Source organism: Bacillus sp. CCB-MMP212 (genome assembly GCF_022748145.1).
Taxonomy (GTDB): Bacteria; Bacillota; Bacilli; order Bacillales; family Bacillaceae_G; genus Bacillus_A; species Bacillus_A cereus.
Genome location: NZ_JALDQE010000007.1, coordinates 112,964 through 138,110 on the forward strand (window position 1 = coordinate 112,964; position 25,147 = coordinate 138,110).

A 25,147-nucleotide genomic window follows, 5' to 3' on the forward strand; every position below is an offset into this window, starting at 1 on the left:
ATGTTAGATATTGGGGATTTTCAATTGGAAAAGTTAAAAAAGAAAGATTTAGAACTTATTTTAAAGTGGCGGAATACAAAAGAAATTCGCTCGGTTATGTATGAAAATCATCAAATAACAATAGATGAACATTTAAAGTGGTATGAAAAACTCGTAATGGATGATACAAAGGTTGCAAGATTATTAACATATAAAGAAAAACCAATTGGATTTGTTAATTTTACAAAAATAGATAAAATGGATCGAACTTGTTATTGGGGATTTTATATAGGTGAAAAGCAAAGTGTAAGAGGTGCCGGAACTGTATTAGGTTTATTAGCATTAGATTTTATTTTTGAAATCAAAGACATACACAAAGTATGTGCAGAAATAATAGAATCAAACCGCATTAGTTTAAATTTCCATCAGAAACTTGGTTTCCAAGAAGAGGGAAGATATGAAGATTATATTTATAGGGACAATGATTATGTTGATGTCATTACAATGACTTTGTCCCGTGAACAATGGGAGGAAAGAAGAGAATCTATAAAAAAAGAGCTTGAAGGTGACAAAAATGAGTAATGTATATATCGGAGGTAGAGAGATTGGCAATAGTTTGCCACCATTTATTATTGCAGAAATGTCAGGAAATCATAATCAATCATTAGATAGGGCGTTGAAAATTGTAGAGGCAGCTGCGGAGGCCGGGGCACAAGGATTTAAAATTCAAACATATACACCAGATACAATGACTTTAAATATAGAAAATGGTGATTTTTTAATTCATGATACGAAAAGTTTATGGAAAGGCAAATCACTTTATCATTTATACAAAGAAGCATATACACCATGGGAGTGGCATAAACCAATTTTTGATCGCTGTATAGAGTTAGGAATGATACCATTTAGTACGCCTTTTGATGAAACAGCTGTAGACTTTCTAGAGACATTAAATGTTTCATGTTATAAAATTGCATCTTTTGAAAATACTGATATTCCCCTCATACGTAAAGTAGCCGCAACAGGAAAACCAATAATCATTTCGACAGGTATGGCTTCAATTGCTGAACTAGATGAAACAGTAAGGGCTGCGAGAGAAGAAGGGTGTAAAGAACTAATTCTATTAAAATGTACAAGTACGTATCCTGCATCTCCAAAATCTACAAATATAGTTACTATACCTCATATGAAAGAGTTATTTAACTGTCAGGTGGGCTTATCCGATCATACACTGGGAGTAGGTGTATCTGTAGCAAGTGTTGCCTTGGGAGCTACAGTAATTGAGAAACATTTAACGCTCTCAAGGTCGGATGGAGGAGTTGATGCTAAATTTTCAATGGAACCAGCTGAATTTAAATTATTAGTAAGCGAAACTGAAAAAGCATGGGAATCTTTGGGGAATGTATATTATGGACCTACTGATATAGAAAAAGATTCTTTAAAATTTAGAAGATCATTATATGTAGTAGAAAACATAAAAGAAGGAGAAGTCTTTACAAATGAAAATGTTAAAGCTATTAGACCAGGGAATGGCTTATTACCAAAACACTTATCCAAATTTATCGGAAAGAAAGCGAGTAAGGATATTATAAAAGGAACACCTATTTCGTGGGATTTAATTTAATAGATTATAATAAAATGCTAAAAAGAATTCATTTTTAGGAGATGCAAACTCAGTACAATCAATTAAATCAAAATTTTGATAAGTAGAAACAATTATTAATTTCTATTTATTAATCGTTATCTTTTGCCTTTTTAAGAATTCTATCATTTCTTCAGGTACAGGAATTGTGCGTTTTGACCAATTCATCTCCATGTTGGCAAGATAAAGATGTTGCTGGCACTGTAAGTGTAGGTAAGGAGTTTATTTTATGGATACAAAATAACAAAAGAAAAACACATACTATGTAACAGCAAATATAGCCAATGAGTATGTGAAATGATGTTTAAATCCATCTCTTTTAGTGGGGATGGATCTTTATTTGTGTAGCTAGATAATAAATTTCTCAATATATGATCTTTTTTTAGGATGTATATTTAAGTAAAAAGTTAAGGTGTAAAGGAGAAAGGAAGAGGAAATATGGAAATTAAATCACAAGAGTTAATAGCAACGGTAATACCTCGTGAAACTTTTAGTACTCAGAAACTTCCTCCTGGAACAAAGTTTATAAAGTGGGAAGTAGAAAATGATGATAATGCAGAGCATATTAGTTTTGATGTTATGAAAAATGTAACAAAAGGGGTGGGAACTACGATATTCAAAGATGTATTAAGTGGAAATCGAACAAATTTGATAAAAAATAACAGTCTTTGTATTGCAAGCCCTAATGGTTCTAATCTTCCTTTTCATGTAAGGGTATATGCTATTGTAATTTAAAGGAAAATAAAAAAGAAATTTCTCAATAACTATAATTTACATATATGATATATTTTGGTAGCGGTTACTATTGTAACCTTAATAAAAATTTAATTGAGAAATGGGGAATATTAATGGAAACGAAAGCGCAACAATTAGTAGCAACAGTATTATCTCAACCAAAACCTTTAGATGGACAAAAAAACCGCTCAAGTGGGAACTTTAGTACTGAGAGCCTTCCTTCAGGAACGAAATATTTAAAATGGGAAATTGAAGGTGGAGGAGATCCGGATTTTGTTAGCTTTAATGTAATGAAAGATGTATCTGCTGGTACAGATCCTGTTGTTTTTAGCGATGTCTTAAGTGGTAATAGAACAAGTGTAGTATCAGCGAGATCATTATATATTGCGAATCCTAAAAATGCATCTGAACCATTTACTGTAAGTGTGTATGCTATTTATTAATTCTTAAAAATCAAAAAATAACAAAAGTGAAATATACTATGTAAATGTCAATGAAGTCCATTTGTATGTAAAGTGGAAAGAAAAACCGGCCATAATTGATATGTCCTCTAATTGTTTTTCGTGTCTAACAATTAGGGAGCACATCAATAAGAGCCGGCCTTTTAATTTTATTTTTTTGAAGCTCTATAACCTGCAGCCTGTGCATCAGCTTCGGAACAAAACATCTCTTCAGCATTCGTTTTATCATAGAACTGTTGTCCAGGAATATGATAAATTTTTTCACCCTTACTGTTTTTGTTTCCCTTTATAGTACAGGTACCACCTTGTACAGGTTTTGCTTCTGGTTTAGATTGAGAAGCTGGTGTTGTGTTTGAATCCTGCTGTTGTTTTTTTAATTCTTCCTGTTTACGTTTTTCTTCATCAAGTCTTTTTTGTTCTTCTTGCTTACGTTTTTCTTCATCAAGCCTTTTTTGTTCTTCTTGCTTACGTTTTTCTTCATCAAGTCTCTTTTGTTCTTCTTGTTTGTTCTTATTTTCATTAGATTTTTGACATTCTCTTAATTTATTATCTAGTTCTTTTTCTTTTTCTAGCAATTTCTCCTCCATTTTTTTTAAATCTTTTTCTTTATTGATTAATTGTAGTTCTTTCTTTTTTAATTCAGCCTTTTGAGCACTACTTGATCCACTACTACATGCTGTACATAAAATGATAATTAAGAAAAATAACGAAATGATAACGCGTACATTTTTTGTGAAGTGTGCATGTTTCCACATTAAAAATAGACCTATTGGAAAGAATATGATTAAAAAGAAAATTGTCCAAAATTTACTTTGCATTCCTTGTTTCCCCCTTGAAAAATTGTGTATTTATCGCGATATTAAGTATATCAGAAGGGTATACTTAATATTACATAAATTATTATTTACAAATTAAAATTTGTAAGGAATGAGGATTCTTTACAAAATATAAAAATTAACTGCTACAAGGGGGATCAAACTAGAGGTGTTGAAAAATGTGGTTTACAAGCATTAGTAATGTTTGACACGGGTATTGACGGGTAAATTGTTATTCTGAAAGGCAGTATTGGATCTGCTGTAACAAATGGATATTCATTCGGAAATATAGATAAGTTCACGTCTTGGTTGGGCGAGCGCAAGTAGTATTATTCCTATGTGAAATAAAACAAAAGAATTGTTTGGCTAATAAAAATAGTAGATATTAGGTTCTATGTGTAAATAACAACATCTTCAATATAAAAATTATATATGTTAGTGTATATGTATACCGTTTCTTATTTATCTATGAGCATTATCTGTAGAACGAATAGATAAATTTGAAAAATCCCCTTGTGCACTAATATGCAGAAGGGGATTTTTATTTTAATGAAGGTGTAATTGTAAAATAGCCGTTATAAAATGGATTCTCTCATGAAAAGTATGCTGTGTTATCACTTTTGTATGAATTTTTTCGACCATTAATCTTTTTGAAATCGTGTCATCCAAATAAAAAGATACTTTATTTAAACAGTCTTCAAAGCTGTTATAGGATACAATTTGATCATTATTGAAGAAAGATGAAAGATCAGATTTTTCTTCAATAATTTGAAAGCCTTGGCAAGCGGCAATATCAAAAGTACGATTATTAATGGTATTATTTTTCACTTTATTTTTATTTTTATTCTGTGGAAATAGATGACTACGATGAGGATTTAAAATAAGACTAGCATTATTATAATAGAGTGCAACTTCTTGAGGTGGAATCCATCCTTCTATAATCTTAATTCTTTGGTGATTCTTCCATTTTTTTAATAACTTATTTCTCCAGTGTTGACCAATAATAGTATAGTGATAAGGCGTTTTTTCCAGGAGAAACTGTATCAATTTTACTCGGTTAGGATAAGGATATCCAATAAACAATACTTCACTTTTATATTTTAGATTTTTTAGATGGGGTTTAAACACCTCTATATTAGTTGCTAATGGTAAGTGATATACATTGGTATATCCTAAAGCTGTGTAATATTTAAGTGCTTCGCTATCAATAGTAAATATAAAATCGAAGTTATTTAATAGAAGAAGAGAAGTATCTATATAAAATGGATCCTCAGTTAACCAAACAGCTAATTTAATGTTCCTTTTTTTAAAATATTGAATTGCTTTTTGTGGTAGATGATTACCTAATAAGGTGAAAACAATATTGGGATGAAACGTTGTTGTAATGAAATCCAATTGCTGTATTAATTCACTCGGCTGCACTGCTAACCATTCGAAATTTTGATTAATAAGAGTACTTTGTATGCTTTGATCTAGATATTGATAGATTTTTGAGTAACCAGAAGTAATGTATAAGAGTTTCATATTTCAACCCCTGCTTTAGGTCTAAAATATACTATGAGATAAACGTAACACTTTCTATTTCTTTACAACTAATTTTAGTAATACTTGTAGTAGGAGGAGTAACTGAATTTTCTTCTTCTAATGTGACGATACAAGTATTAGGGTTAAAATTTGTAAAGATAGCAGGTCCAATAATATTTCCAGATTTACCAGTCACAGTAATGACTTCGCCCGGTTGTAAATTTTTAAAAATACTACATACGCCACCTGAACAACCAAATAAATTACATAAGAACAAATTTATCCCTCCTTTAAACAATATACTATATCATATGAAAGTTTGTAGAATGATGTGTAGACAAGTAACCTTTAAAAGAGAAAAAATTTAAATGAAAGCAACTTATTAAAAGAATAGGTCCAATAGAATGATATATTTTAGGGTATACTAATTAGATTTTTCATGAAAAAAGGCATTCATTGGAATGTCTTAAATATGGATTAAGTGAGAACAATATGAATTATCTTAAGGAGTAGTTAAAGTAACACTTTCTATATCTTCACAACTTATAAATATAGTATTGGTAGAAGAGGGGGTTATCACATCATCTTCTACCAATACTACTGCACAGATATTTGGAAAGAACAGTGAAAAAGTAGCAGGTCCAATAATTTGACCTGATCGAGTAGTAACTGTAACAATTGTTCCAGTTGGCCACGAAGAAAATAGAAAACAAGCTAAACCTGTACAATCAGCCACATTAAATCCTCCTAACTTTAAGTTTTGATTGAAATAATAAAGTCCAAACATTTTATAGTGTATGTGATAGTAATGTGAAGTGTTTGGACTAATAGAAGTCACTTCTGGGCTTTATCCTTTCATAATCAATTTGAAAACTATTCAACCCTACAATACTCAGAGTTGAAAAATACATTATGGTCAGAAGGTTTTTGAGTGAGATATCGTATAATTTAGTTGTTAGCTAATCCATGGTCCAAATAGTATAAATTGGAATTATAAATTGAGAAATAACGAGTACATGGGGATGTGCTGAATGATATTTGAATAGGATGAAATACAAGGCTTAATTTTTCGATAGTATTTATGGATATCCCGTGCAACTAGAAAATTTTAAAAATCAAATTTATATGTAATAATTTTCAAAAGGATTTGTTAAGGGTAATAAATGTTTTAAAAATGAAGCAACAAATTGAACAAAAGCGTTATCAGAAAAAAAGAACACAGATCAGTGCTCTTAGAAAGTAGACTATATGGTTTTTGGATTAGTATATAATATCATATGCTTGTTTCTCGTAAGTGTGTAAACAAAATTAAATAAATGAACACATATACATATGTGCGCTTTAAAAAAGTGATAGCTCAAAAGGACTAATTTGCAAGCTGAATACATATGCTGATCCAAACAATATACACCTGTTCCCATGCAAAAATAAAAGATTCTTTTATTTTTCCGATAGAAGTACCCTTCCTCAAAAATGGAGTTTAATAGTGAAAGTGAAGTTGATTATTACTGTAGTTTTTAGCTATGAAAGCTTTACAATAAAAAATCAAATAATTGTTCATAAGAAGGAAAAAAGAGCACACCAATTAAATGAGGATGCATAGGAGATTTGCACATATAGTAAAATTTTGACGGTAAAGTTAACGGAATTTTCATTTAAATAAGATGGAAAATGATGTTTTTAACTTATAATAATGTTACTACGATGAAAATACGGCTACTAATTAGTTAATTTAAAAATCAATTTTAGATAGGAAGAGGAAAATGAAGACCAGAGATAGTTATAAAATTATTGTAATTGGTGCTGGAACTGCAGGACTATCTTCTACTGCATATTTATTACGAAATGTCCCCCTATTGAAAGAAAGTATAGCGATTATTGATCCATCAAAAAAACATTACTTTCAACCACTATGGAGTTTAGTGGGGGGTGGAATTGTTTCAAAGGAAAATACGGTGCGTGATCAAGAATCATTTATTCCTAAAGGCGCAACGTGGATTCCGAAAAGTGTTGTTAAGTTATTTCCGGAAGAAAATAAGATACTTTTAGATGATGGAATGCTGCTTGAGTATGAAATTCTTATTGTAGCAGCTGGTATACAAATAAATTGGGAAGGTATTAAAGGTTTAAAAGAGTCTATTGGGACTAATGGGGTTTGTAGCAATTATTCTTATGAATATGTTGATTCTACTTGGAGAGAAATCGAAAAATTCAAAGGAGGAAATGCGATTTTTACCCACCCCAATACTCCTATTAAATGCGGTGGTGCTCCACAAAAAATTATGTATTTAGCAGAAGAGTATTTTTGTAAAATTGGTGTAAGAAACAGAAGTGAAGTAATGTTTTATTCTGCAAACACTAACATCTTTCAGGTTCCACGATATGCAAATACTTTAGAACAAGTACTAGAAAGAAAGCAAATTATAACGAACTATAATAAAAACTTAGTAGAAATTATTGCTGAAAAGAGAGAGGCAATTTTTGAAGATATGCAAACCATGAAAAGAGAAATAGTACCATATAGTATGATACATGTTGTTCCACCAATGGGACCACCTGACTTTATTAAAGAAAGTGAGATAAGTGATCATCAGGGCTGGGTAGATATAAGCCCTTATACTTTGCAGCATGTACAGTATAAGAATATTTTTGGACTTGGAGATTGTACTAATTTACCTACCTCTAAAACTGGAGCGGCAATTCGAAAGCAAATACCTGTCTTAAAACAAAATATTATGGACGTACTTAACGGAAGAGACTTGCAGGCTAAATATGATGGATATACATCATGTCCGATTGTTACAGGATATAAAAGTCTTATACTCGCTGAATTTAACTATGAACATGAGCCACAAGAAACGTTTCCATTTAATCAAGCGAAAGAACGGTATAGTATGTTTTTACTTAAAAGATATATGTTGCCATATATGTATTGGAATTTAATGTTGAAAGGGATTATGTAAGGAAAGATAGAGAGTAGTTGTAAAAATTGAAAAGTAATTCGAAATAAGTATTCGGAGGGAATAGTTATGCTTTTAAAATATTTTTATGATGAAAAATTAGCTCATGCTTCCTATTTAGTTGGTTGTCAGAAAGAAGGCGTAGCAATTGTTATTGATCCTAGCCGCTATATAGAACAATATATAGAATTTGCTAAGAAAGAGGGGATGGAAGTAATTGCTGCGGCTGAGACTCATATTCATGCTGATTTTCTTTCTGGGTCTAGAGAACTTTCTAATCTCTATCATGCAAATTTATATGTATCTGATGAAGGAGATTTTGATTGGAAATATCAATATCTTAATGAAGGTCGATACCAATTAGTAAGTGAAGGTACAGTGTTTAAAGTAGGTCATATAAAATTTAATGTAATTCCCACCCCAGGGCATACGCCTGAAAGTATCTCTTTTTTAGTAACTGATACAAGTCAAAATAATTTTACGAATGATAAACCGATAGGAATTTTTACAGGTGACTTTATATTTGTAGGAGATATAGGAAGGCCTGATTTATTAGAAACAGCTGTTGGTATAAAAGATACTGCACAAATAGGAGCGAAACAATTATTTAATTCTATACAAAAAGTAAAAATACTCCCTGATTATTTGCAAATATGGCCATCACATGGTGCGGGAAGCGCATGTGGAAAAGCATTAGGAGCAATTCCAACTTCTACATTAGGTTATGAAAAGATGTTCAATTGGGCATTTCAGTGTAATGAAGAAAGTGATTTTATATCGACTTTATTGACGGGACAGCCAGAGCCTCCAAAGTATTTTTCATTAATGAAGCATTTAAATAAGTATGGCCCTCCAATTCGTAAGAAGAGAAAGATTACTACTATTAATACAGTAGAAGAGCTTCAAGAAGTTATGAGGAGTGTTCAGCAAATAGTTGATATAAGGGATGTAGAGAGTTTTGCTTCTGGTCACATTGAGAAATCAATTAACATACCGTATAACAATTCTTTCACAACTTGGTGTGGATGGTTACTAGATTATAAAACAGAGACTTTAATAATTCTAGATGAGGAAAAGGTTAAAATGAAGGAAGTCATTAGGGACTTCGAATCTATCGGGCTAGATAATATTGTTGCTTTTGTACCTTTAAAAGTAATAAAAAAATTTGATATATTAGAAAGTTACAAGGAATATACATCAATTGAATTATATCGGCATATAAAAGATAGAAGTGTTAAGGTTATCGATGTGCGTAGTAAAAAAGAGTGGGAGGAAGGACACCTTCATGATGCAATACATATTACGTTAGGTAATCTATTTGAGAAGATAGATTCTATACCGAAAGATTGTCCAATAGTTTTACAATGTCGAACTGGTTTGCGTTCCGCTATAGCAGCTAGCATTTTACAAAAAGCTGGTATAAAGGAAGTAGTTAATTTAAAAGGCGGATTTCTCGAGTGGAAAAAGTTTGGATTACCATACGAGAATTAATTTTTATCTAGTAATTCATTAAATTAGATATTTATCTTATTAATAAATCGCTTATGTTATTATAATTATAATAAACATTGGGTAATAACACCAGTCTTGTAGTATATTGTATATTGTATTAATATTTATATATTCTTGTTAAATATTATAAGATTGGGTGGCGATATCGATGAAAACAATTAAATGTATGACATGTATGTCTATTTTATTATTAATTTTCACATTGTTTTTACCAAAAAATTTAGTATTCGCAGAAGAGATGGATAAGGTTTGGGATCCAGAGAAAGGGACTATTTCTGGTTATATCTGGTTCGATGAAAATGAGGATGGTTGGATTGATCCCCAGGAACAAACAATTGCACCAGAAATAGGTGAAATAAAGTTATATTTAATTAATGAAAATGAAGAAATAGTTGAGGAAAAAATAGTTTCTAGATTACAAAATGGGCAAGCTCATTACTATTTTGAGGTAGAAGAAGGCAAATATAAAATACGAGCTGAGTTTACTGAAAAGGGAAAATATCAGCTTACTAGGGATGGAAGAGATTCATTTTTCAATTCTACAACAAACGAAACAAGATATTATGAAATTATGAAGTCATATAATATAGATAGTATACAGCTGGGATATAAAAAAGCATCTTAAACCTATTCAAAGTAAGGGAAAAGCTAAAGGTGATAGTAAAGAGGGTGGATTTCAATTTTAAGAGGGGCGCTTGCCCCTCTTTTTTATGTAACGGATTTGTTGGTTGTATTATTTAATGAGATGTTATATGAAAAAAGTGGCGACGTTTATCTTTGATGATTTTTGCATCATTAGATTGTGAACAGAGCTTTAATGCTTTATTTTATATCGACACTGTAATGGAATTATGTACGACTACAGCACCAGAATATTGTGTTTTCCAGTTCTTTAAAATAGATACTTGTACTTTATTTTATCATTAGATTAATCTCACAGAATGAGAAAATGTAATATGCTCTTATTTGAGGAGGGTTCTTATTATTGGTAATTTCATGTATCGTATTTAAAACTAAATCCACTTGGAAAGAAGTGCAGCAGGACGAACTTCCTGCAAAAGTGAAAGAAAACTTGCTGCGAAATAATAAAAAGGATTTGGCATTAAAGGTCAAATCCTTTTCTGTTTTCAAAATCTTATTCTGAAGTGAATATGAATCTATATTTTTTTAATTGAGCTGTTATTACTCCTTAACTAGTTTGTTTATTTCCACTAATTACATAAGGTTTACCGTTGATACCTCTACATTTTTCTGCCTCTTTAGTAAGGCATCGAAAAAAACTTACGTATACCACTGAGATTCCTGATAAGTTTCATGTAGAGGTATCACTCAATATAACAAAAATGTAATGTTAATGAAATGTAATTCCACCGATACTATTAATGAAATTATATAAAATGAAGGGGAGTTAAAGAATTTTTATAATGAAAAAGGAGAAGTATTAATGCGAAATATATTAAGTGTAGAAAAAATTGAAAAATATTATGGTAATAAAGATAATGTAACAAAGGCTATAGATAATATTAGTTTTAAGGTAGATGAGGGAGAATTTGTTGGGATAATGGGGCCTTCAGGAAGTGGCAAAACTACATTACTTAACTGTATATCAACGATTGATCATGTTACGACGGGAAAAATAATAATCAATAATAGTGACATTACTCGGTTAAAATCAAATTCACTAGATAAGTTTAGAAAAAATGAATTAGGGTTTGTATTTCAGGATTTTAATTTATTAGATACTCTTACTGCTTATGAAAATATTGCCCTAGCGTTAACTATAAAAGGTGAGGAAAGTTCAAAAATTGATGGCAAAATACAAGCAGTTGCAAAATATTTAGAAATTGAACAAGTATTAAGCAAATATCCTTATCAAATATCAGGTGGACAAAAACAAAGGGTTGCTTCGGCAAGAGCTATCGTAACAGAGCCATCTTTAGTACTCGCAGATGAACCAACAGGATCGTTAGATTCTAAATCGGCTAGATTATTACTCGAAAGATTTGAAAGTCTAAATAAGGATTTGAAAGCTACCATACTTATGGTTACTCATGATGCGTTTACAGCAAGCTATGCTCGTAGAATTCTTTTTATTAATGATGGCAAAATATTTATCGAGTTGGTAAGAGGAAATGATTCCAGAAAAGAATTCTTTACTAAAATTATCGAAGTTATAACCCTTCTTGGAGGTGACGATAATAATGTACTCTAAGATTGCTATTGGGAATGTAAAGAAAAGTTTTAAAGATTATGCCATATATTTCTTAACACTAACACTGGCTGTTTGTATATTTTATAGCTTTAACTCAATAGAATCACAAAAGGCACTTATGGAAATTAACGCTTCAGATAGAAAGTATGTGCGAACAGTAATGAACGCTATCTCAAATGTGTCAGCATTTGTATCCGTAATATTAGGTGGTTTAATATTGTATGCAAATAATTTCTTAATTAAAAAACGTAAAAAAGAATTAGGAATATACATGACTTTAGGTATGGGAAGAAGAAACATATCCAGAATATTAGTAACAGAGACATTTCTAGTTGGCATTATATCTTTAGTGAGTGGACTTATAATAGGTATTGGAGTATCGCAGGGATTATCTACATTTGCATTAAAGTTATTTGAATTGCCCATCAATAAATATAAATTTATAATTTCAACAAGTGCTATAGGTAAAAGCGTATTATACTTTGGAATCATGTTTTTGCTTGTTATGTTATTTAATGTATATGTTGTTTCTAAATACAAAATAATTGATTTGTTAACAGCAGGTAAAAAAAACGAAGATGTAAAATTTAGAAATCCTCTTATCTATGTAATCATATTTATTATGTGTGTAGCATCACTTGGATATGCATATGTGACCGTACTAAAAATCGGATTGAATTATAATAATCCTATGCTCATGGTATCAATCATTCTTGGCATATTAGGTACATTGCTGTTTTTCTTTAGTTTATCTGGATTTATATTATATGTTGTAAAGAAGAATAAAAAAGTCTATTTTAAAGGGTTAAATATATTTATCATCAAACAAATAAATAGTAAGGTTAATACAAATTTTATATCCATGTCTGTAATATGTTTAATGTTATGCCTTACAATGGTGGTTTTATCTACAGGAATCAGCTTTAACAGAATAATGGACGCAAGAACGAAAGAAGCAACACCATTTGATGCCAGTATTAAATTGGAGAATAAGGATGAAAGTTACACTATAGAAGACGTATTAAATAAAGCTAATTTTAAAATAAGTAATAACGAAAAATATGTATCTTATAATGTATATCCAACAGGGATGGTAGTGGGGGACTTAGTACCAGAAGTACGTAAAGATTATAAAAAAAGCGGTATGGATTTCATTAAAGTATCTGATTATAATAAAATTTTAAATCTTAAAGGTGAAAAGGAAATCACTTTAAATAACAATGAAGTTTTACTTTTATCAAATGATAAGAGGTTACTTAATTCGATAAATGAAAGATTAAAAAATAGCAATAAGGTGAATGTTAAAGAGAAAGAATATTTTGTGAAATATGATAAAATTATACAAGAGAGTCTTTACACTTCTGATACGCAACCTTATTTATTCACAATCGTTATAAATGATGATTTTTTATCAGACTACAAAATTATTGAATCAGTACTTAATGTAAATTATGTAGATGGAAATAGAGAAGAATATAATAAAAAATATGATAACGTTGCACGGGGCTTTCATGACGAAAATGGCCCGAAATTAAATATAAATCGTATAGAAGGCAAATCAAAGGATGAAGTTTGTGCAGAAAGTAAGGGAATGAAAACTATCGTACTGTTTATTGGGATATATATAGGTATTGTATTTTTAATAACGAGTATGGCTGTATTAGCTCTTCAACAATTATCAGAAGCCAGTGATAGCATAGATCGATATAAATCTTTGAAGAGAATTGGTTCAAACGGAACAATGATCGACAAAACGATTTTCATTCAAACTTTCGTATACTTTAGTCTTCCAGTTTTCCTTGCTCTAATTCATTCTGCAGTTGGAATTTATGTAGTCAATGATTTTATTAACGCATTTCAACAAGTAGACATTACTTTACCAGCATTGATGACTGGCTTAGTATTTCTTATAGTTTATGTAATATATTTTTACACGACATATGTCGGGTATAAAAATATTGTAAAAAGTAATACTTGATTTTATAATGCTCATTAAGGCTATTACACCTTGTGTCTCAAGATGTAGTAGCCTTATATTTTGTATAGGGAGGGAAAAGTCATGAAAAAAATCATTCTGATTGAAGATGATGAAATCATCAGAGAAGAATTACAACATTTTTTTATAAAGTATGGATATGAAGTAAAGGCTCCCACAGATTTTAATCATATTATCGAATATATAGAAAGTGAGAATGCAGACCTTATATTACTAGACATAAATCTTCCTGTGTTTGATGGCTATTATATATGCAGAGAAATACGTAAAACTTCAGATGTTCCAATTTTCATGGTTACAAGCAGAGATAGTGATGTAGATGAACTAATAAGTATAAATTTAGGAGCAGACGATTTTATAACAAAGCCGTATAATACAGAAATACTATTAGCAAGAGTAACAAATATTTTAAGAAGAACATCTGGAGATTTCAAGATGAATCATATCTTAATTTATAGGGATTTTAATTTAAATCTTTCAAATGCAACAGTTACTTATCAAGACAAGTCTGTAGAATTAACTAAAAATGAAGTTAAAATACTCTCATGCTTAATAAATAATCGCGGAAATATTGTAAAAAGAGATTCACTCATAGAAACTTTATGGAAATCTGATTATTTTGTGGATGATAGCACCTTAACTGTTAATATAAATAGATTAAGAAAAAAGCTTGAAGAGATAGGTATAGAAAATCCAATTGCAACAAGAAGAAGCTTAGGGTATATAATGCCATGAATATAGGTGAATTTATTAAAGATAAAATAGTAGTGATACTATCAAATGTACTGGTATATATCATACTAGCAGGTATATTGCTGACTGCGCATGTTCCGTTCATTATCATATTCTTTGTCTTTTGTATTTGGTTTTTTCCATTGATTTCATATATGGCTATAGAATTTATAAGATGTAAAAATTATTATAATGAGATTAACGGTATATTAGAAAACTTGGAGAAAAAATACTTACTTCCAGAGGTAGTAAAGGAAGCAAACTTTATACATGGGGAAAAGCTTAACGCAATACTAAAAGAAGTAAGTAGAGATATGCATGAAAATGTAAAGTATTATAGAGATATGCAGTTGGATTACAGAGAATATATAGAGACATGGGTGCATGAAATTAAGACACCAATAGCTTCTACAAAGCTTATAATTGAAAATAATCAAAATGAAATAACTAATAAAATTGACTCTCAAATGGATCGAATCGAGGTGTTTGTAGAACAGGTTCTGTATTATTCTCGAAGCAATAACGTTAATAAAGACTACATTATCAAGCCAATCAACCTTGATAATGTAGTAAGGAATGTAATTAAAAGAAACTATAGGGATTTTATTCATAAGAGAATAAAATTAGATATACAGGATATTGATGAGATTGTATATAGTGATGGAAAATGGGTTGAATTTATTATTAATCAAATAATAGGAAATTCTATAAAGTACTCAATTAACAAAGAACAAATGATACGTATATGCTCAATTAAGAAAACTAACTCAGTAATACTAACTATAGAGGATAATGGAGTAGGGATAGCAACTAAAGATATAAATAGAGTTTTTGAGAAAGGATTTACTGGAGAGAATGGAAGGAAATTTAGCAAAAGTACAGGAATGGGCTTGTATCTATGCGAAAAACTGTGTTCAAAATTAGGATTGAAAATTGGCATTGAATCTGAAGTAAATAAAGGAACTAGAGTTACATTAGTATTTCCTTTATCAGATATGGTAACTTTTGAGTCTTATTTATAAAAGGAAGACTGCCATCTTCCTACGAATTTCATATGAAACTTAAAGACAAATGTAAAACGGTATGAAAAGAGTAGAAATGCTCTTCATATCGTTTGTATTAGAAGGTTTCATAAATGTATCTTTGAAAACAAGAAGGATTTGGTGAAATGAAACTATCCTCGTAATGACTTATTGTAAGTCCAAGAAGGGGAGAAAACAATGAAAGTAAAATTCAAACCACACTTTACGGTTCAAATCGAGAAATTCTAAAATAAAAAATACAAAAAGCGCCCCTAGGAAGGGGCGCTTTTTGTATTTTTTAAAATGACATAAGATACGTTTACTTGAGTTCTTTAGGTAGTTAGGGTTTGTTATACTAACTTAAAATAAAAATGTTGAGTAGTTCATTTTTATTGTACATCAATATATCTAAATTAAATATGCAATTTTGCATCTAATACATATATTATCATTAAGAGTATATTTTATAAGATCAGTATTTCTCAATAACAACAGCTACACATTCCATTTACATTTATTGTATGTAAGGCGTATGCTAGATTTAGTTGTAATAAATGGAAGGGAGCTGTATTTTTGAACAGAAAAGTTTTTTCTTCAGTTTTACTATCGTCACTTTTGTTTTTAGGAGTAACTGGTTCAGGAGGAGTAGAGGCTTCTATGATTACACAAATAAAGTATAAACAAGGCGGAGCAAAGTACATATATACAAATGCACCAGAAAGTGTATACGATAATCCAAATATGGGATCAAACTTTGAAGCTGGTAAGTATGCTTACTACACAAATGAAAGAATATTAGAAGCAAATCAAGAGTATAGTGCTGAATTTTTTAATCGAAATTATACTGGAGGTCAATTGAAATTTGGATATGCTATACACAATGAAGATCGTCAACCGCAAACTATAAGAATTAAAAATAGTGCTGTAAATGCAGCATATCCGGTTAGTTCTGATGGTTCATGGGATATAATGGGCATTACATCTAGTACTATAGTTCAATATGGAAATAGTAACAATGATCAAGTTATTACTATCCCAGCAGATGGACATGTATTTATATTAGAAAAAGATGTAGAAGATACTTTTGCAGTTAATGGAAAAATGAAGTTTATTCCGAACGCAAAATTAACCCTACGTCAATTTGTTTCAAAGAAAAAACCAGATGGACAGTTCTCTAGGCCATCAGAAATTTTTGATCCCATAAAAACAACACAGGTTAAAAATTATAATAAAATCACTTCAACTGCTAATTATAATTACGATGAAAGGTATGCTGTTATTGATAATGTAACAACAAGTACCTTTTATGTAGGCTCAAAGATAAGTAAAGCCTATCCTCAACCTCGTGTTGGTGTTAATGAATACGAAGCACCTATATGGTATCTAGAAAATTCTAACCCGACGCTTGAAGGAAACTATGGAATTGTTTATGATTTTCAATTTAAAAATGCGGCAGGAAAGAAAATTAGAATTAAGCCTGAAATTATTTCAGAAAATGATAAGTCAACCGATCCAGAGAAATTCCCGCCACTAGCATTTTTTTCACAAGTAACGTACTGGACTTCAGGAACTTGGAAAAGTACAACCAAATTAACTAAACCTGATCAATATCATTATATAACTATTCCAGCAGATCAACATGTGAAATTTATATTACCAGGTGGTAATAATGGCAATAACCTTTTTGAAATTATAGAATAATGTTTTGGAAGTTAGAATTAAATAAATAGACAGAGTCATATTGTTGATGCCTATTTAATAAAAATGTAAGGGAATAAAAAAATCGTCAGTTGCTTTTTAAAAGCGCTGACGATTTTTTGTATAGTCTCATAGCTAGACTTGATTATTAAAAGCTAAATAAATTTCTATAGAGTGTAAAATTAAAGAAATTAGATAGAAATTTGGACTATATTTGTTTTAAAGGGATTGAGGTGGATCTAATTTTATTGAATCTATCATAACTTTAATATTTTTCGAATTACCTTTAACAGATAGTTTCACTTTTTCAATTTCCAATGTTTTTGAAAAATCTTCATTTCCTATTGAACCAATTAACTGATCTAATTCATTAGTCCATGTAATGTTAGTAGCTTGAATCATTGCTTTAATCGTAGGTATATCTGCGTAGCCAGTATACATAATTCCATTAATTATTTTTCCGCTTTCACCTAACATGACACTTACCCATTTCATATCTTGATCTGATTTATCTACTTCTTTAGGATAATAAAACCTATATGTATTGGATTGCTTTTCTAGTTCAAGATGAAATGGAAGAATTTCAATACCTTGTGTAGATACAGTACTTTTAATTTTATTATAGTTCTTTAAATATTCTTCTACTGTCATATGTTTAAGTGCAACTTTTTCTTTTACATCCACTGATTCTTTTTCGGGTGCTTCAATTTTGTTGAGAGTATCTTTGTGTTCTATATCTGTGCAACCTAAAAGGCTAGCCGCTATCAGGAAGGTTCCGAGTATAAGTATTTTCTTTGGCATAAAAATCTCTCCTTAAGTGATATAGGAAAAATGCCGAAAGAGTTGATATCCTTAACAATTTTGGCATTTTTCAAGTTTGGATACTTGAATTTTTTTATAACGAAAAAGAATCATTTATATGATCTAATTGATTTAAGAAAGAACAGTACAATTAGTCCTGAAATAAATAATAAGACCCCATTTATTAATAAGATTAATGGTGGACCATAAATGTCAGCGAAAAATGAGGAAATTGCTAAAGCGACTGGTGATGCAATACTCGTAAGAGAACCAAGTGTTCCAAAAGTCCTTCCCTGTAACTCAGGATCTACCTCAACTTTAATAATCACATTGACAAGCAATGTACAAAATGAAAAAAGTATTCCTAAGAGGAGAATTAATGGTACTGCATAAAGAACAGATGGAGCAAAAGATAGCCCTACAAAGATTGGAGCTAGTAAAACCATGCTAAGGATTATCCACCAACCCCGTCGATGTAGCTTATTATCAAAAAAGATAATAATGCCCGCACCTAACATATAACCTATTGGAATGCTAGATTCAATTATCCCAAATTCAATCGGATTTGCCTTCCACACTTTTACAGACATTACTTGAATAAGCATTAATGAAGCAGTGAAAAATGTGATTAAAGTAGGCGAGAGTATAATAACAGATTTAGCAAAAGGGTTCTGCCATATATACTTGAAGCCTGCAACAAGGTCCTCCTGAAATGAATTTTTTATTCTTGTTTTTTTTGTAGAATTAGGAAACTTTCCACTTAATAACACTAAAATAGCGGATAACATAAAAGTAACTGCGTCAACTGAGATAGCGATACTACCACCAAATGCTGCAACTACAACTCCTCCTATTGCTAGCCCCGAGATACGAGATACATTATCTGCTACATTTAATACTCCAGTAGCTTGTTGAACTTTGTCTTTTCCTACAATATCAATTAAGGAAGCATGGAATGCAGGAGACTGAAATAATCCTGCACAAGAAGTAAGAGCGGTTAAGATAATAATAAGAATAAAGGGGGTACCGGGTATTGCAATACAAAATGCGATACTTAGTATTAAAAGACTTCTTATTATATCTGTTATCCACATTAGTTTTCTGCGATCTACCCTATCTGCAACAGTACCTGCAATGGAAGAAAACAACATGCTCATGACCATATGAGTTATGGCAATTGTAGACATTAATTTGGCACTTCCTGTTGCTTGTAGTACCCAAAGGTTTAAAGCAATACTGTGAAATGAATTTCCGAACATTGATAAGGTATAACCTGTAAATACAAAAGTAAATGTACGATTTTTCCATAATGTCTTTTTCGAAGAAGCAGCAAGAGCGGAATCTAATTCGACCTGTTGTTGCATAGTATTGTCACCTCACAAATTTAAGTAACTCATTTATAAAAATTTGTTTGCAAACTAATGGTGATGAACTTTAGTAATCGAGTTAATTAGACGATTAATGAAATGGAATCTCATTGTAAAAGAACTATATTAATATAAGATATTGTTATTTTGAGGTAAAAATGGTAGGTATGAAATGGATTTAAGTACATAAATGTTTGAAAAATAAAAAACAATATAAATTAACCATAGAAATCTTAGAATGTAAGTGGATTTAAATTGTTATGAAATTAAATTACTAGAAAATATCTACTAATGGCATTATCAAATTTGTAGAAGTAAATCTTTAATTTATAAAGAAAATTTTAATTAGCATTTAGGAAGGAATATTTTAACTGTACAATAATGTTTTAATTTTTATATAAGATTTTTACAAATAAAATATTTCTCCAGATTATTTTGAAATTTCTTTACAGCTTTTCCTTAGGTTTTTAATATTTGTAAGAGCGGAAGCTATATTTATATTTTATAGTTTATTTTGGAATATAAGATTGGTATTAGTAGTATAAATAGTATTTTTATTAATAATCTAGTATTTATTTTTAATACTCCTCTCCGCATAAAGTTTTACCAAATATTTTCAGGTGAATATTACCAAATAAAAAATGTTTTGTCTATGTATTTTATTGGGGCTATATTTTGTAAGCATAATTCTATGTAAGAATTTTCTATATTTATCCTCCCTATATAATGACATTTTTTCCCTTACTTCGACATAAATCAAATGGTACAGTTTATAGGACAAATATAGAACCCACTTGTAGACATTATTTTGTATGAAAAACTGAGTCGAAACATGAGTTACTAGTTAGGGGGCGAAATATATTTTAACTATTTTTCAAATAGTACTTAAGGGTAGAGTGCTAAACGTTTGAAAATAGCTGGTAAATGCTTCTATGGGATGGAGGTTGTCATTTGAAAGAAAAAGATAAGCTTAAGGTGAATAGGAACAACGTTAATTTTTCTAAAGATATAATATATCAAATTGTAACGGACAGATTCCATAATGGATGCCCATCATATAATCCCAAAGGGGGATTATACGATGAATCTAGGAAAAATAAAAAGAAATACTTTGGTGGAGATTGGATAGGGATTATTGAAAAATTAAATACAAATTATTTTACTGAACTAGGTGTGACGTCATTATGGATATCTCAACCAGTAGAAAATATCTTTACTCCAATAAATGATTTGGTAGGAAGTACTTCATATCATGGATATTGGGCTCGTGATTTTAAAAGAACAAATCCTTTTTTTGGGACATTTGAAGACTTTCAAACCTTAATAACAACCGCTCATGCAAAAGATATAAAAATTATTATGGATTTTGCACCTAATCACACTTCGCCTGCATTACATGATGATGCGACCTATGCTGAAAATGGTAGATTATATGATAATGGATTATTACTTGGTGGATACGATAATGATTACAATCATTATTTTCATCATAATGGTGGGACGGATTTTGAAGAATATGAAGATGGAGTGTATCGTAATTTATTTGATCTTGCAGATCTAAATCACCAAAATATAGCTATTGATTTGTATTTTAAAGAAGCTATTAAACTATGGCTAGACCAAGGAATAGATGGTATACGAGTTGACGCAGTAAAACACATGTCATATGGCTGGCAAAAAAGTTGGCTAAATTCAATCTATAATTATAGACCAGTATTTATTTTTGGTGAATGGTATATCAATCCGAATGAGTATGACCATAGAAATGTTCATTTTGCAAATAATAGTGGTATGAGTTTATTAGACTTTAGTTTTGCTCATAAAGTACGTGAAGTTTTTCGAGATGGAATGGATTCCATGCATGGGTTACACAAAATGGTTGAAGAAACATATCAAATTTATAATGATGTAAATAATCTTGTTACTTTTATTGATAATCATGATATGGACCGTTTTCACATTAATGGACAAAGTAAACGTAGAATAGAACAATCATTAGCATTCTTGTTAACTTCAAGGGGAATACCTTCTGTATACTATGGTACAGAGCAGTATATGGTTGGAAATGGAGATCCGAACAATCGTGGTCAAATGGAATGTTTTGATGTGAATACAGATAACTTTAAAATAATACAATCTTTATCTTCGCTTCGTAGTTTAAATTATGCACTTCCATATGGAAATACCAAAGAAAGATATATAACGGATGATATTTATGTATATGAAAGGTACTTTGGAAGTGATGTGGTATTAATAGCGTTGAATCGAAATTTAACAGAAGGATATGAAATAAAAGATGTTAAAACAATTCTTCCTTCTAGAAAGTATAAGGACATATTGGATGGCCTTTTAGATGGTGAAGCAATTAGAGTTGAAAATAATAATATAGATTCATTATGGCTTGGACCTGGGTCAGTACATGTTTGGCACCATAAAGGAGTAAATAGTATACCTTTAATAGGAACTGTGGGACATAAAATGACAACAGTTGGTCAAATAATTTGTATTGAAGGATGTGGCTTTACTTCTAAAAAAGGATCAGTATTATTTGAGGAAAAAGAGGCGGAAGTTGTTTCATGGTCACATACTAGTATAAAAGTAAAAGTTCCAGCAGTGAACGATGGTAAATATGAAATTACTGTTGTAACAGATACAGGAACTAGGAGTAATATCTATAAACATGTAGAGGTCTTCAATACAAAGCAAGTTTGTATTCGATTTGTTATTGAAAATGGATATGAAATACCAGAGAGTGAAGTTTTTATAATGGGGAACACATATTCATTAGGGAATATGAATCCTTGCAAGGCAGTAGGGCCATTTTTTAATCAAATAATGTATCAATTTCCTACGGGTTATCTTGATATAAGTGTTCCGGCTGATACCTTGCTTGAATTTAAATTTATTAGAAAGATCAATAAAACACTATTGATTGAAGGCGGAGAGAATCATAAGTATCGGACCCCGAGTTTTGGAACTGGAGAAGTGGTTATAAAGTGGCAAACTGCAGAAAAAACTATCTTGGTGGAGTCTTAACTATATGGGTCTACTTTTTTTACAATTGTAATTAAAATTGGGGGGATCTCATTCTGATAGCTAAAACAAAAGCTTATACTGAAAAATTCTCTTAAAAGTTAATAAAGGGTGCGATTTTAAAGGGAAAACTAGAAAAGAACTGTATTAATGAAAGTGAAAAATAGAAAATTGGAGGTTACTATGGAACGAGCTTCTAAAGTGATTACGATTGAAAATTTTCATTCTGAAATACTTGATAATAGTAGGAAACTATTCATATATTTACCACCTGGTTATGAAAGCAATTCGTATCAAAAGTATCCTGTATTATATATGCATGCTGGGCAGCGATTGTTTGAGCCAGTAATAAAAAATGATGAATCATGGAATGTCCACAAGACGACTGATATGCTAATTTATGAAGGTAAAATTCAAGAGATAATAATAGTAGGTATAGCACATAAAAGAATCATAGAAAATAATGAGTTTTGTCATTTCATTTCACCAGATAAACATATAGAATGCTCAGGGTTATTATATGAAAAATTTATAATCAATGAGGTGAAACCTTACATTGATGAAAATTTTAGAACATTGACTAATGCTGAAAATACAGCTCTAATAGGGTCATCAGCAGGTGGTTTATCAACTTATAATATTGGTTTCCGCAATCCTGAAGTGTTTGGGAAAATTGGGATGTTATCTCCATTCTTTGTGAAAGTTGAAGATGATCATTCGGAATTAAAATTATATGAAATGTATGAAGGAAAAAAAGACTTAAAAATATGGATGGATATAGGTAGTGCGGAAGGTTTTTTCTTGGTAAAACATGTGAGAGATATTGCAGAAACTTTATTGGAAAATGGTTACAAATATAGAGATGATTTAATTTTTTATCAGGATCCAAATGGTGCACATTTTGAGAAAGACTGGGGAGAACGTATGCATCTACCATTAATATATTTCTTTGGAGATGTTGGCAATATAGTTAATGTTACATTAGATGGTCGAGATGTAGTTGGATTAACTGGAATGAAAGTGAAAATTAATCCAATTGTTACGTACGATAATGGTTTTGAAATGAGTGTTTTAGATGGTGTATTTTTAGTTGATAACCCAGACGTGCTAGAGGTTATGGGGGATGGAACAATTATACCTAAGAAAATAGGAGAAGCCGAAGTTACCTTTGTGACACAAGGTGTAAAAGGAATACCTAAAAAATATAAGGTAATAGAAACATTATCAGAATTTGTAGATGTTTCTGTAACAGTCGAAGTACCTGAAAATACACCAGTTGGTGAACGAATTTATATGAGTGTAGGCATGATACTAGATAGAATAGAAAAAAATCGTTTTGCAGGGAATTTTAAAGTGCCAAGGGACCTTGCATGCAGGTTTAAGTTTTCAAGAGGCTTTAGACTCTTTGAAGTGGATAAATTAGGACAACCTATTCCAAATAGAAAATTTAAAGCTACTAAGGACTTACAGTTGAATTATACTGTTGAGAACTGGATAGGGCTGTAAAAAAATAAATATGGGGTGAGTGCTGTAGTGAAAATGAAAGAATTAATTCCAACTTTTGATGTCCCTTATTATTATTCATGCTATATACCAATTCTTCACGATAAATTAAAAAGTATGGGTAGCGTTAGTTACATGAGTTTAATAGCGAATGAAGAGTTATATAGTATACCATCATATCGTATGGATACTATCACATCGATACCTTCTGTAGCAAGATATACACAGTTGTTAGAATATAATCAAACATTTCGTATGGAGAAACATGTATATTCTAATTTCGAAAAGGGGCTTCAATATATAAAAGAATGTTTGAATCGTCAAGAAGTATTTATTGCCTTAGGAAGCACCTTTTTTCTACCATATAGTAATGATTATTTGAACCCCAAATTTATAAAAAGTCATATAGATGTCCATACGGATAAATATGTTACAGACCATTACCTCGCAATTAACAAACTTACAGAAGATAAAGTATTTGTTCAAGATCCAGTTCCTAATAAATTTATGGGTGAGATATCAATGGAGGAGTTCCATTCTTTTTGGAAAGGAGGAAAAGCTATACCTGAATTGGCTCAAGCAAAAGGTATAGAAAGGATTTCACCTTACTCATCAATTGATGTAATTATACAAGAAAAAATAAGTATGGAAAATCTTGGAGATATTTTTTTAAGAACACTAAAAAAAATATCAAGTGAGTATGTTCGAGGTTTAATTATGCAAAAAAACAATAAGATATATTATTTTGGTAAGATTGCAGCCCTGGAACTTAAAGAAAATATAAATGAAGATTTTCATAAACAAAGAAATATGTTCCCTTTGTATTTGAAATGTTTATTTGATATGAGATGGAGTAGATATTTTTTATATGACTTACTTATAGACATGAACGAGTTATTTAAAGATAAATTTATTCATATTACTAGTGAGTTAATGGATATAAAACAATCATGGGAAAGACTGTATAAGATTGCACATATTAAATTATTAAAAAAAGATAGTAACTTAAGTGATCTCGAATCTTTTAATTTGATAATGATGGATATTATTAATAGAGAGTGTGTCTTACATGAGAATATTTTATTTCTTCTGCAACATAATTATAGTCTTCAATCTTAATAGGGAAAAGATAATTGAGAGAAGGAGAGTAAGGTT

General features: G+C 30.4%; 22 protein-coding genes. 16 read left to right on the forward strand and 6 right to left on the reverse strand.

Annotated elements, in window-relative coordinates; all coding sequences use genetic code 11:
• The 4 genes from pseH (at position 1) to MRP26_RS20440 (ending at position 2,799) form a co-directional block, all read left to right on the forward strand.
• A complete protein-coding gene (gene pseH / locus MRP26_RS20425) occupies positions 1-561 on the forward strand; it encodes a UDP-4-amino-4,6-dideoxy-N-acetyl-beta-L-altrosamine N-acetyltransferase (protein ID WP_242806769.1) in 561 nt (186 codons plus the stop codon).
• Positions 554-1,603, forward strand: a complete 1,050-nt coding sequence (gene pseI, locus MRP26_RS20430) for a pseudaminic acid synthase (RefSeq protein WP_000073379.1) — start codon at positions 554-556, stop codon at positions 1,601-1,603. The genes pseH and pseI overlap by 8 nt, the downstream gene beginning before the upstream one ends.
• Positions 1,604-2,059: 456 nt before the next feature.
• Positions 2,060-2,356 (forward strand): hypothetical protein, encoded by a 297-nt coding sequence (locus MRP26_RS20435; protein WP_000404020.1) that lies wholly within the window; start codon positions 2,060-2,062, stop codon positions 2,354-2,356.
• Between the two features lie 113 nt (positions 2,357-2,469).
• Positions 2,470-2,799: a hypothetical protein gene (locus MRP26_RS20440; protein ID WP_000448094.1), complete on the forward strand. Its 330-nt coding sequence runs from the start codon at positions 2,470-2,472 to the stop codon at positions 2,797-2,799.
• Between the two features lie 167 nt (positions 2,800-2,966).
• Here MRP26_RS20440 and MRP26_RS20445 read toward each other — a convergent pair whose 3' ends face one another.
• The 4 genes from MRP26_RS20445 to MRP26_RS20460 form a co-directional block, all read right to left on the reverse strand.
• Complete coding sequence (locus MRP26_RS20445) at positions 2,967-3,635, reverse strand: sunset domain-containing protein (RefSeq protein ID WP_242806771.1); 669 nt, start codon at positions 3,633-3,635, stop codon at positions 2,967-2,969.
• Between the two features lie 543 nt (positions 3,636-4,178).
• On the reverse strand, positions 4,179-5,156 hold the full coding sequence (locus MRP26_RS20450; protein WP_098276597.1) for a CgeB family protein: 978 nt from the start codon (positions 5,154-5,156) through the stop codon (positions 4,179-4,181).
• Between the two features lie 31 nt (positions 5,157-5,187).
• Complete coding sequence (locus tag MRP26_RS20455; protein WP_000477968.1) at positions 5,188-5,433, reverse strand: hypothetical protein; 246 nt, start codon at positions 5,431-5,433, stop codon at positions 5,188-5,190.
• Between the two features lie 225 nt (positions 5,434-5,658).
• Entirely contained in the window at positions 5,659-5,892 is a 234-nt protein-coding gene (locus MRP26_RS20460; RefSeq protein WP_000752668.1) for a hypothetical protein, read from the reverse strand.
• A 1,027-nt stretch (positions 5,893-6,919) separates the two neighbouring features.
• Between MRP26_RS20460 and MRP26_RS20465 the strand changes: the two genes are divergently transcribed.
• The 9 genes from MRP26_RS20465 (at position 6,920) to MRP26_RS20505 (ending at position 17,291) form a co-directional block, all read left to right on the forward strand.
• The gene (locus MRP26_RS20465) at positions 6,920-8,119 is read left to right on the forward strand and encodes an NAD(P)/FAD-dependent oxidoreductase (protein WP_242806773.1); all 1,200 of its coding nucleotides are present in this window, start codon (positions 6,920-6,922) and stop codon (positions 8,117-8,119) included.
• A gap of 66 nt (positions 8,120-8,185) precedes the next feature.
• The gene (locus MRP26_RS20470; RefSeq protein WP_242806774.1) at positions 8,186-9,607 is read left to right on the forward strand and encodes an MBL fold metallo-hydrolase; all 1,422 of its coding nucleotides are present in this window, start codon (positions 8,186-8,188) and stop codon (positions 9,605-9,607) included.
• A gap of 169 nt (positions 9,608-9,776) precedes the next feature.
• Entirely contained in the window at positions 9,777-10,253 is a 477-nt protein-coding gene (locus MRP26_RS20475; protein ID WP_197241965.1) for an SdrD B-like domain-containing protein, read from the forward strand.
• A 360-nt stretch (positions 10,254-10,613) separates the two neighbouring features.
• Positions 10,614-10,772 carry a hypothetical protein gene (locus MRP26_RS20480; RefSeq protein ID WP_242806776.1) on the forward strand — a complete coding sequence of 53 codons (159 nt, stop codon included), beginning with the start codon at positions 10,614-10,616 and terminating at the stop codon, positions 10,770-10,772.
• Positions 10,773-11,072: 300 nt separating this feature from the next.
• Positions 11,073-11,840 (forward strand): ABC transporter ATP-binding protein, encoded by a 768-nt coding sequence (locus tag MRP26_RS20485; protein ID WP_001244395.1) that lies wholly within the window; start codon positions 11,073-11,075, stop codon positions 11,838-11,840.
• A complete protein-coding gene (locus tag MRP26_RS20490; RefSeq protein WP_097987437.1) occupies positions 11,830-13,818 on the forward strand; it encodes an FtsX-like permease family protein in 1,989 nt (662 codons plus the stop codon). Before MRP26_RS20485 ends, MRP26_RS20490 begins: the two co-directional genes overlap by 11 nt.
• Positions 13,819-13,899: 81 nt before the next feature.
• Entirely contained in the window at positions 13,900-14,571 is a 672-nt protein-coding gene (locus tag MRP26_RS20495) for a response regulator transcription factor (RefSeq protein ID WP_097987436.1), read from the forward strand.
• Positions 14,568-15,590: a sensor histidine kinase gene (locus MRP26_RS20500; protein WP_097987435.1), complete on the forward strand. Its 1,023-nt coding sequence runs from the start codon at positions 14,568-14,570 to the stop codon at positions 15,588-15,590. Before MRP26_RS20495 ends, MRP26_RS20500 begins: the two co-directional genes overlap by 4 nt.
• Positions 15,591-16,163: 573 nt before the next feature.
• A complete protein-coding gene (locus tag MRP26_RS20505) occupies positions 16,164-17,291 on the forward strand; it encodes a copper amine oxidase (RefSeq protein WP_242806777.1) in 1,128 nt (375 codons plus the stop codon).
• 216 nt (positions 17,292-17,507) lie between these two features.
• Here the strand turns inward: MRP26_RS20505 and MRP26_RS20510 are convergent, their stop codons facing one another.
• Positions 17,508-18,089, reverse strand: coding sequence for a hypothetical protein (locus tag MRP26_RS20510; RefSeq protein WP_242806778.1), 582 nt, complete (start codon positions 18,087-18,089; stop codon positions 17,508-17,510).
• A 110-nt stretch (positions 18,090-18,199) separates the two neighbouring features.
• Positions 18,200-19,453, reverse strand: a complete 1,254-nt coding sequence (locus tag MRP26_RS20515; RefSeq protein ID WP_242806779.1) for an MFS transporter — start codon at positions 19,451-19,453, stop codon at positions 18,200-18,202.
• A gap of 954 nt (positions 19,454-20,407) precedes the next feature.
• On the opposite strand from MRP26_RS20515, the gene MRP26_RS20520 reads away from it, so the two are divergent.
• The 3 genes from MRP26_RS20520 (at position 20,408) to MRP26_RS20530 (ending at position 25,111) form a co-directional block, all read left to right on the forward strand.
• On the forward strand, positions 20,408-22,492 hold the full coding sequence (locus tag MRP26_RS20520) for an alpha-amylase family glycosyl hydrolase (protein WP_064532229.1): 2,085 nt from the start codon (positions 20,408-20,410) through the stop codon (positions 22,490-22,492).
• 180 nt (positions 22,493-22,672) lie between these two features.
• On the forward strand, positions 22,673-23,995 hold the full coding sequence (locus MRP26_RS20525; protein WP_098355561.1) for an alpha/beta hydrolase: 1,323 nt from the start codon (positions 22,673-22,675) through the stop codon (positions 23,993-23,995).
• Between the two features lie 27 nt (positions 23,996-24,022).
• On the forward strand, positions 24,023-25,111 hold the full coding sequence (locus MRP26_RS20530) for a hypothetical protein (RefSeq protein ID WP_000782267.1): 1,089 nt from the start codon (positions 24,023-24,025) through the stop codon (positions 25,109-25,111).
• Positions 25,112-25,147: the final 36 nt, after the last annotated feature.

What these genes read in the sequence shown, in the direction of transcription:
- pseH (WP_242806769.1), top strand. Translation starts at nt 1, where the DNA reads ATGTTAGATATTGGGGATTTTCAATTGGAAAAGTTAAAAAAGAAAGAT.
- pseI (WP_000073379.1), top strand. Translation starts at nt 554, where the DNA reads ATGAGTAATGTATATATCGGAGGTAGAGAGATTGGCAATAGTTTGCCA.
- MRP26_RS20435 (WP_000404020.1), top strand. Translation starts at nt 2,060, where the DNA reads ATGGAAATTAAATCACAAGAGTTAATAGCAACGGTAATACCTCGTGAA.
- MRP26_RS20440 (WP_000448094.1), top strand. Translation starts at nt 2,470, where the DNA reads ATGGAAACGAAAGCGCAACAATTAGTAGCAACAGTATTATCTCAACCA.
- MRP26_RS20445 (WP_242806771.1), bottom strand. Translation starts at nt 3,635, where the DNA reads ATGCAAAGTAAATTTTGGACAATTTTCTTTTTAATCATATTCTTTCCA.
- MRP26_RS20450 (WP_098276597.1), bottom strand. Translation starts at nt 5,156, where the DNA reads ATGAAACTCTTATACATTACTTCTGGTTACTCAAAAATCTATCAATAT.
- MRP26_RS20465 (WP_242806773.1), top strand. Translation starts at nt 6,920, where the DNA reads ATGAAGACCAGAGATAGTTATAAAATTATTGTAATTGGTGCTGGAACT.
- MRP26_RS20470 (WP_242806774.1), top strand. Translation starts at nt 8,186, where the DNA reads ATGCTTTTAAAATATTTTTATGATGAAAAATTAGCTCATGCTTCCTAT.
- MRP26_RS20475 (WP_197241965.1), top strand. Translation starts at nt 9,777, where the DNA reads ATGAAAACAATTAAATGTATGACATGTATGTCTATTTTATTATTAATT.
- MRP26_RS20485 (WP_001244395.1), top strand. Translation starts at nt 11,073, where the DNA reads ATGCGAAATATATTAAGTGTAGAAAAAATTGAAAAATATTATGGTAAT.
- MRP26_RS20490 (WP_097987437.1), top strand. Translation starts at nt 11,830, where the DNA reads ATGTACTCTAAGATTGCTATTGGGAATGTAAAGAAAAGTTTTAAAGAT.
- MRP26_RS20495 (WP_097987436.1), top strand. Translation starts at nt 13,900, where the DNA reads ATGAAAAAAATCATTCTGATTGAAGATGATGAAATCATCAGAGAAGAA.
- MRP26_RS20500 (WP_097987435.1), top strand. Translation starts at nt 14,568, where the DNA reads ATGAATATAGGTGAATTTATTAAAGATAAAATAGTAGTGATACTATCA.
- MRP26_RS20510 (WP_242806778.1), bottom strand. Translation starts at nt 18,089, where the DNA reads ATGCCAAAGAAAATACTTATACTCGGAACCTTCCTGATAGCGGCTAGC.
- MRP26_RS20515 (WP_242806779.1), bottom strand. Translation starts at nt 19,453, where the DNA reads ATGCAACAACAGGTCGAATTAGATTCCGCTCTTGCTGCTTCTTCGAAA.
- MRP26_RS20525 (WP_098355561.1), top strand. Translation starts at nt 22,673, where the DNA reads ATGGAACGAGCTTCTAAAGTGATTACGATTGAAAATTTTCATTCTGAA.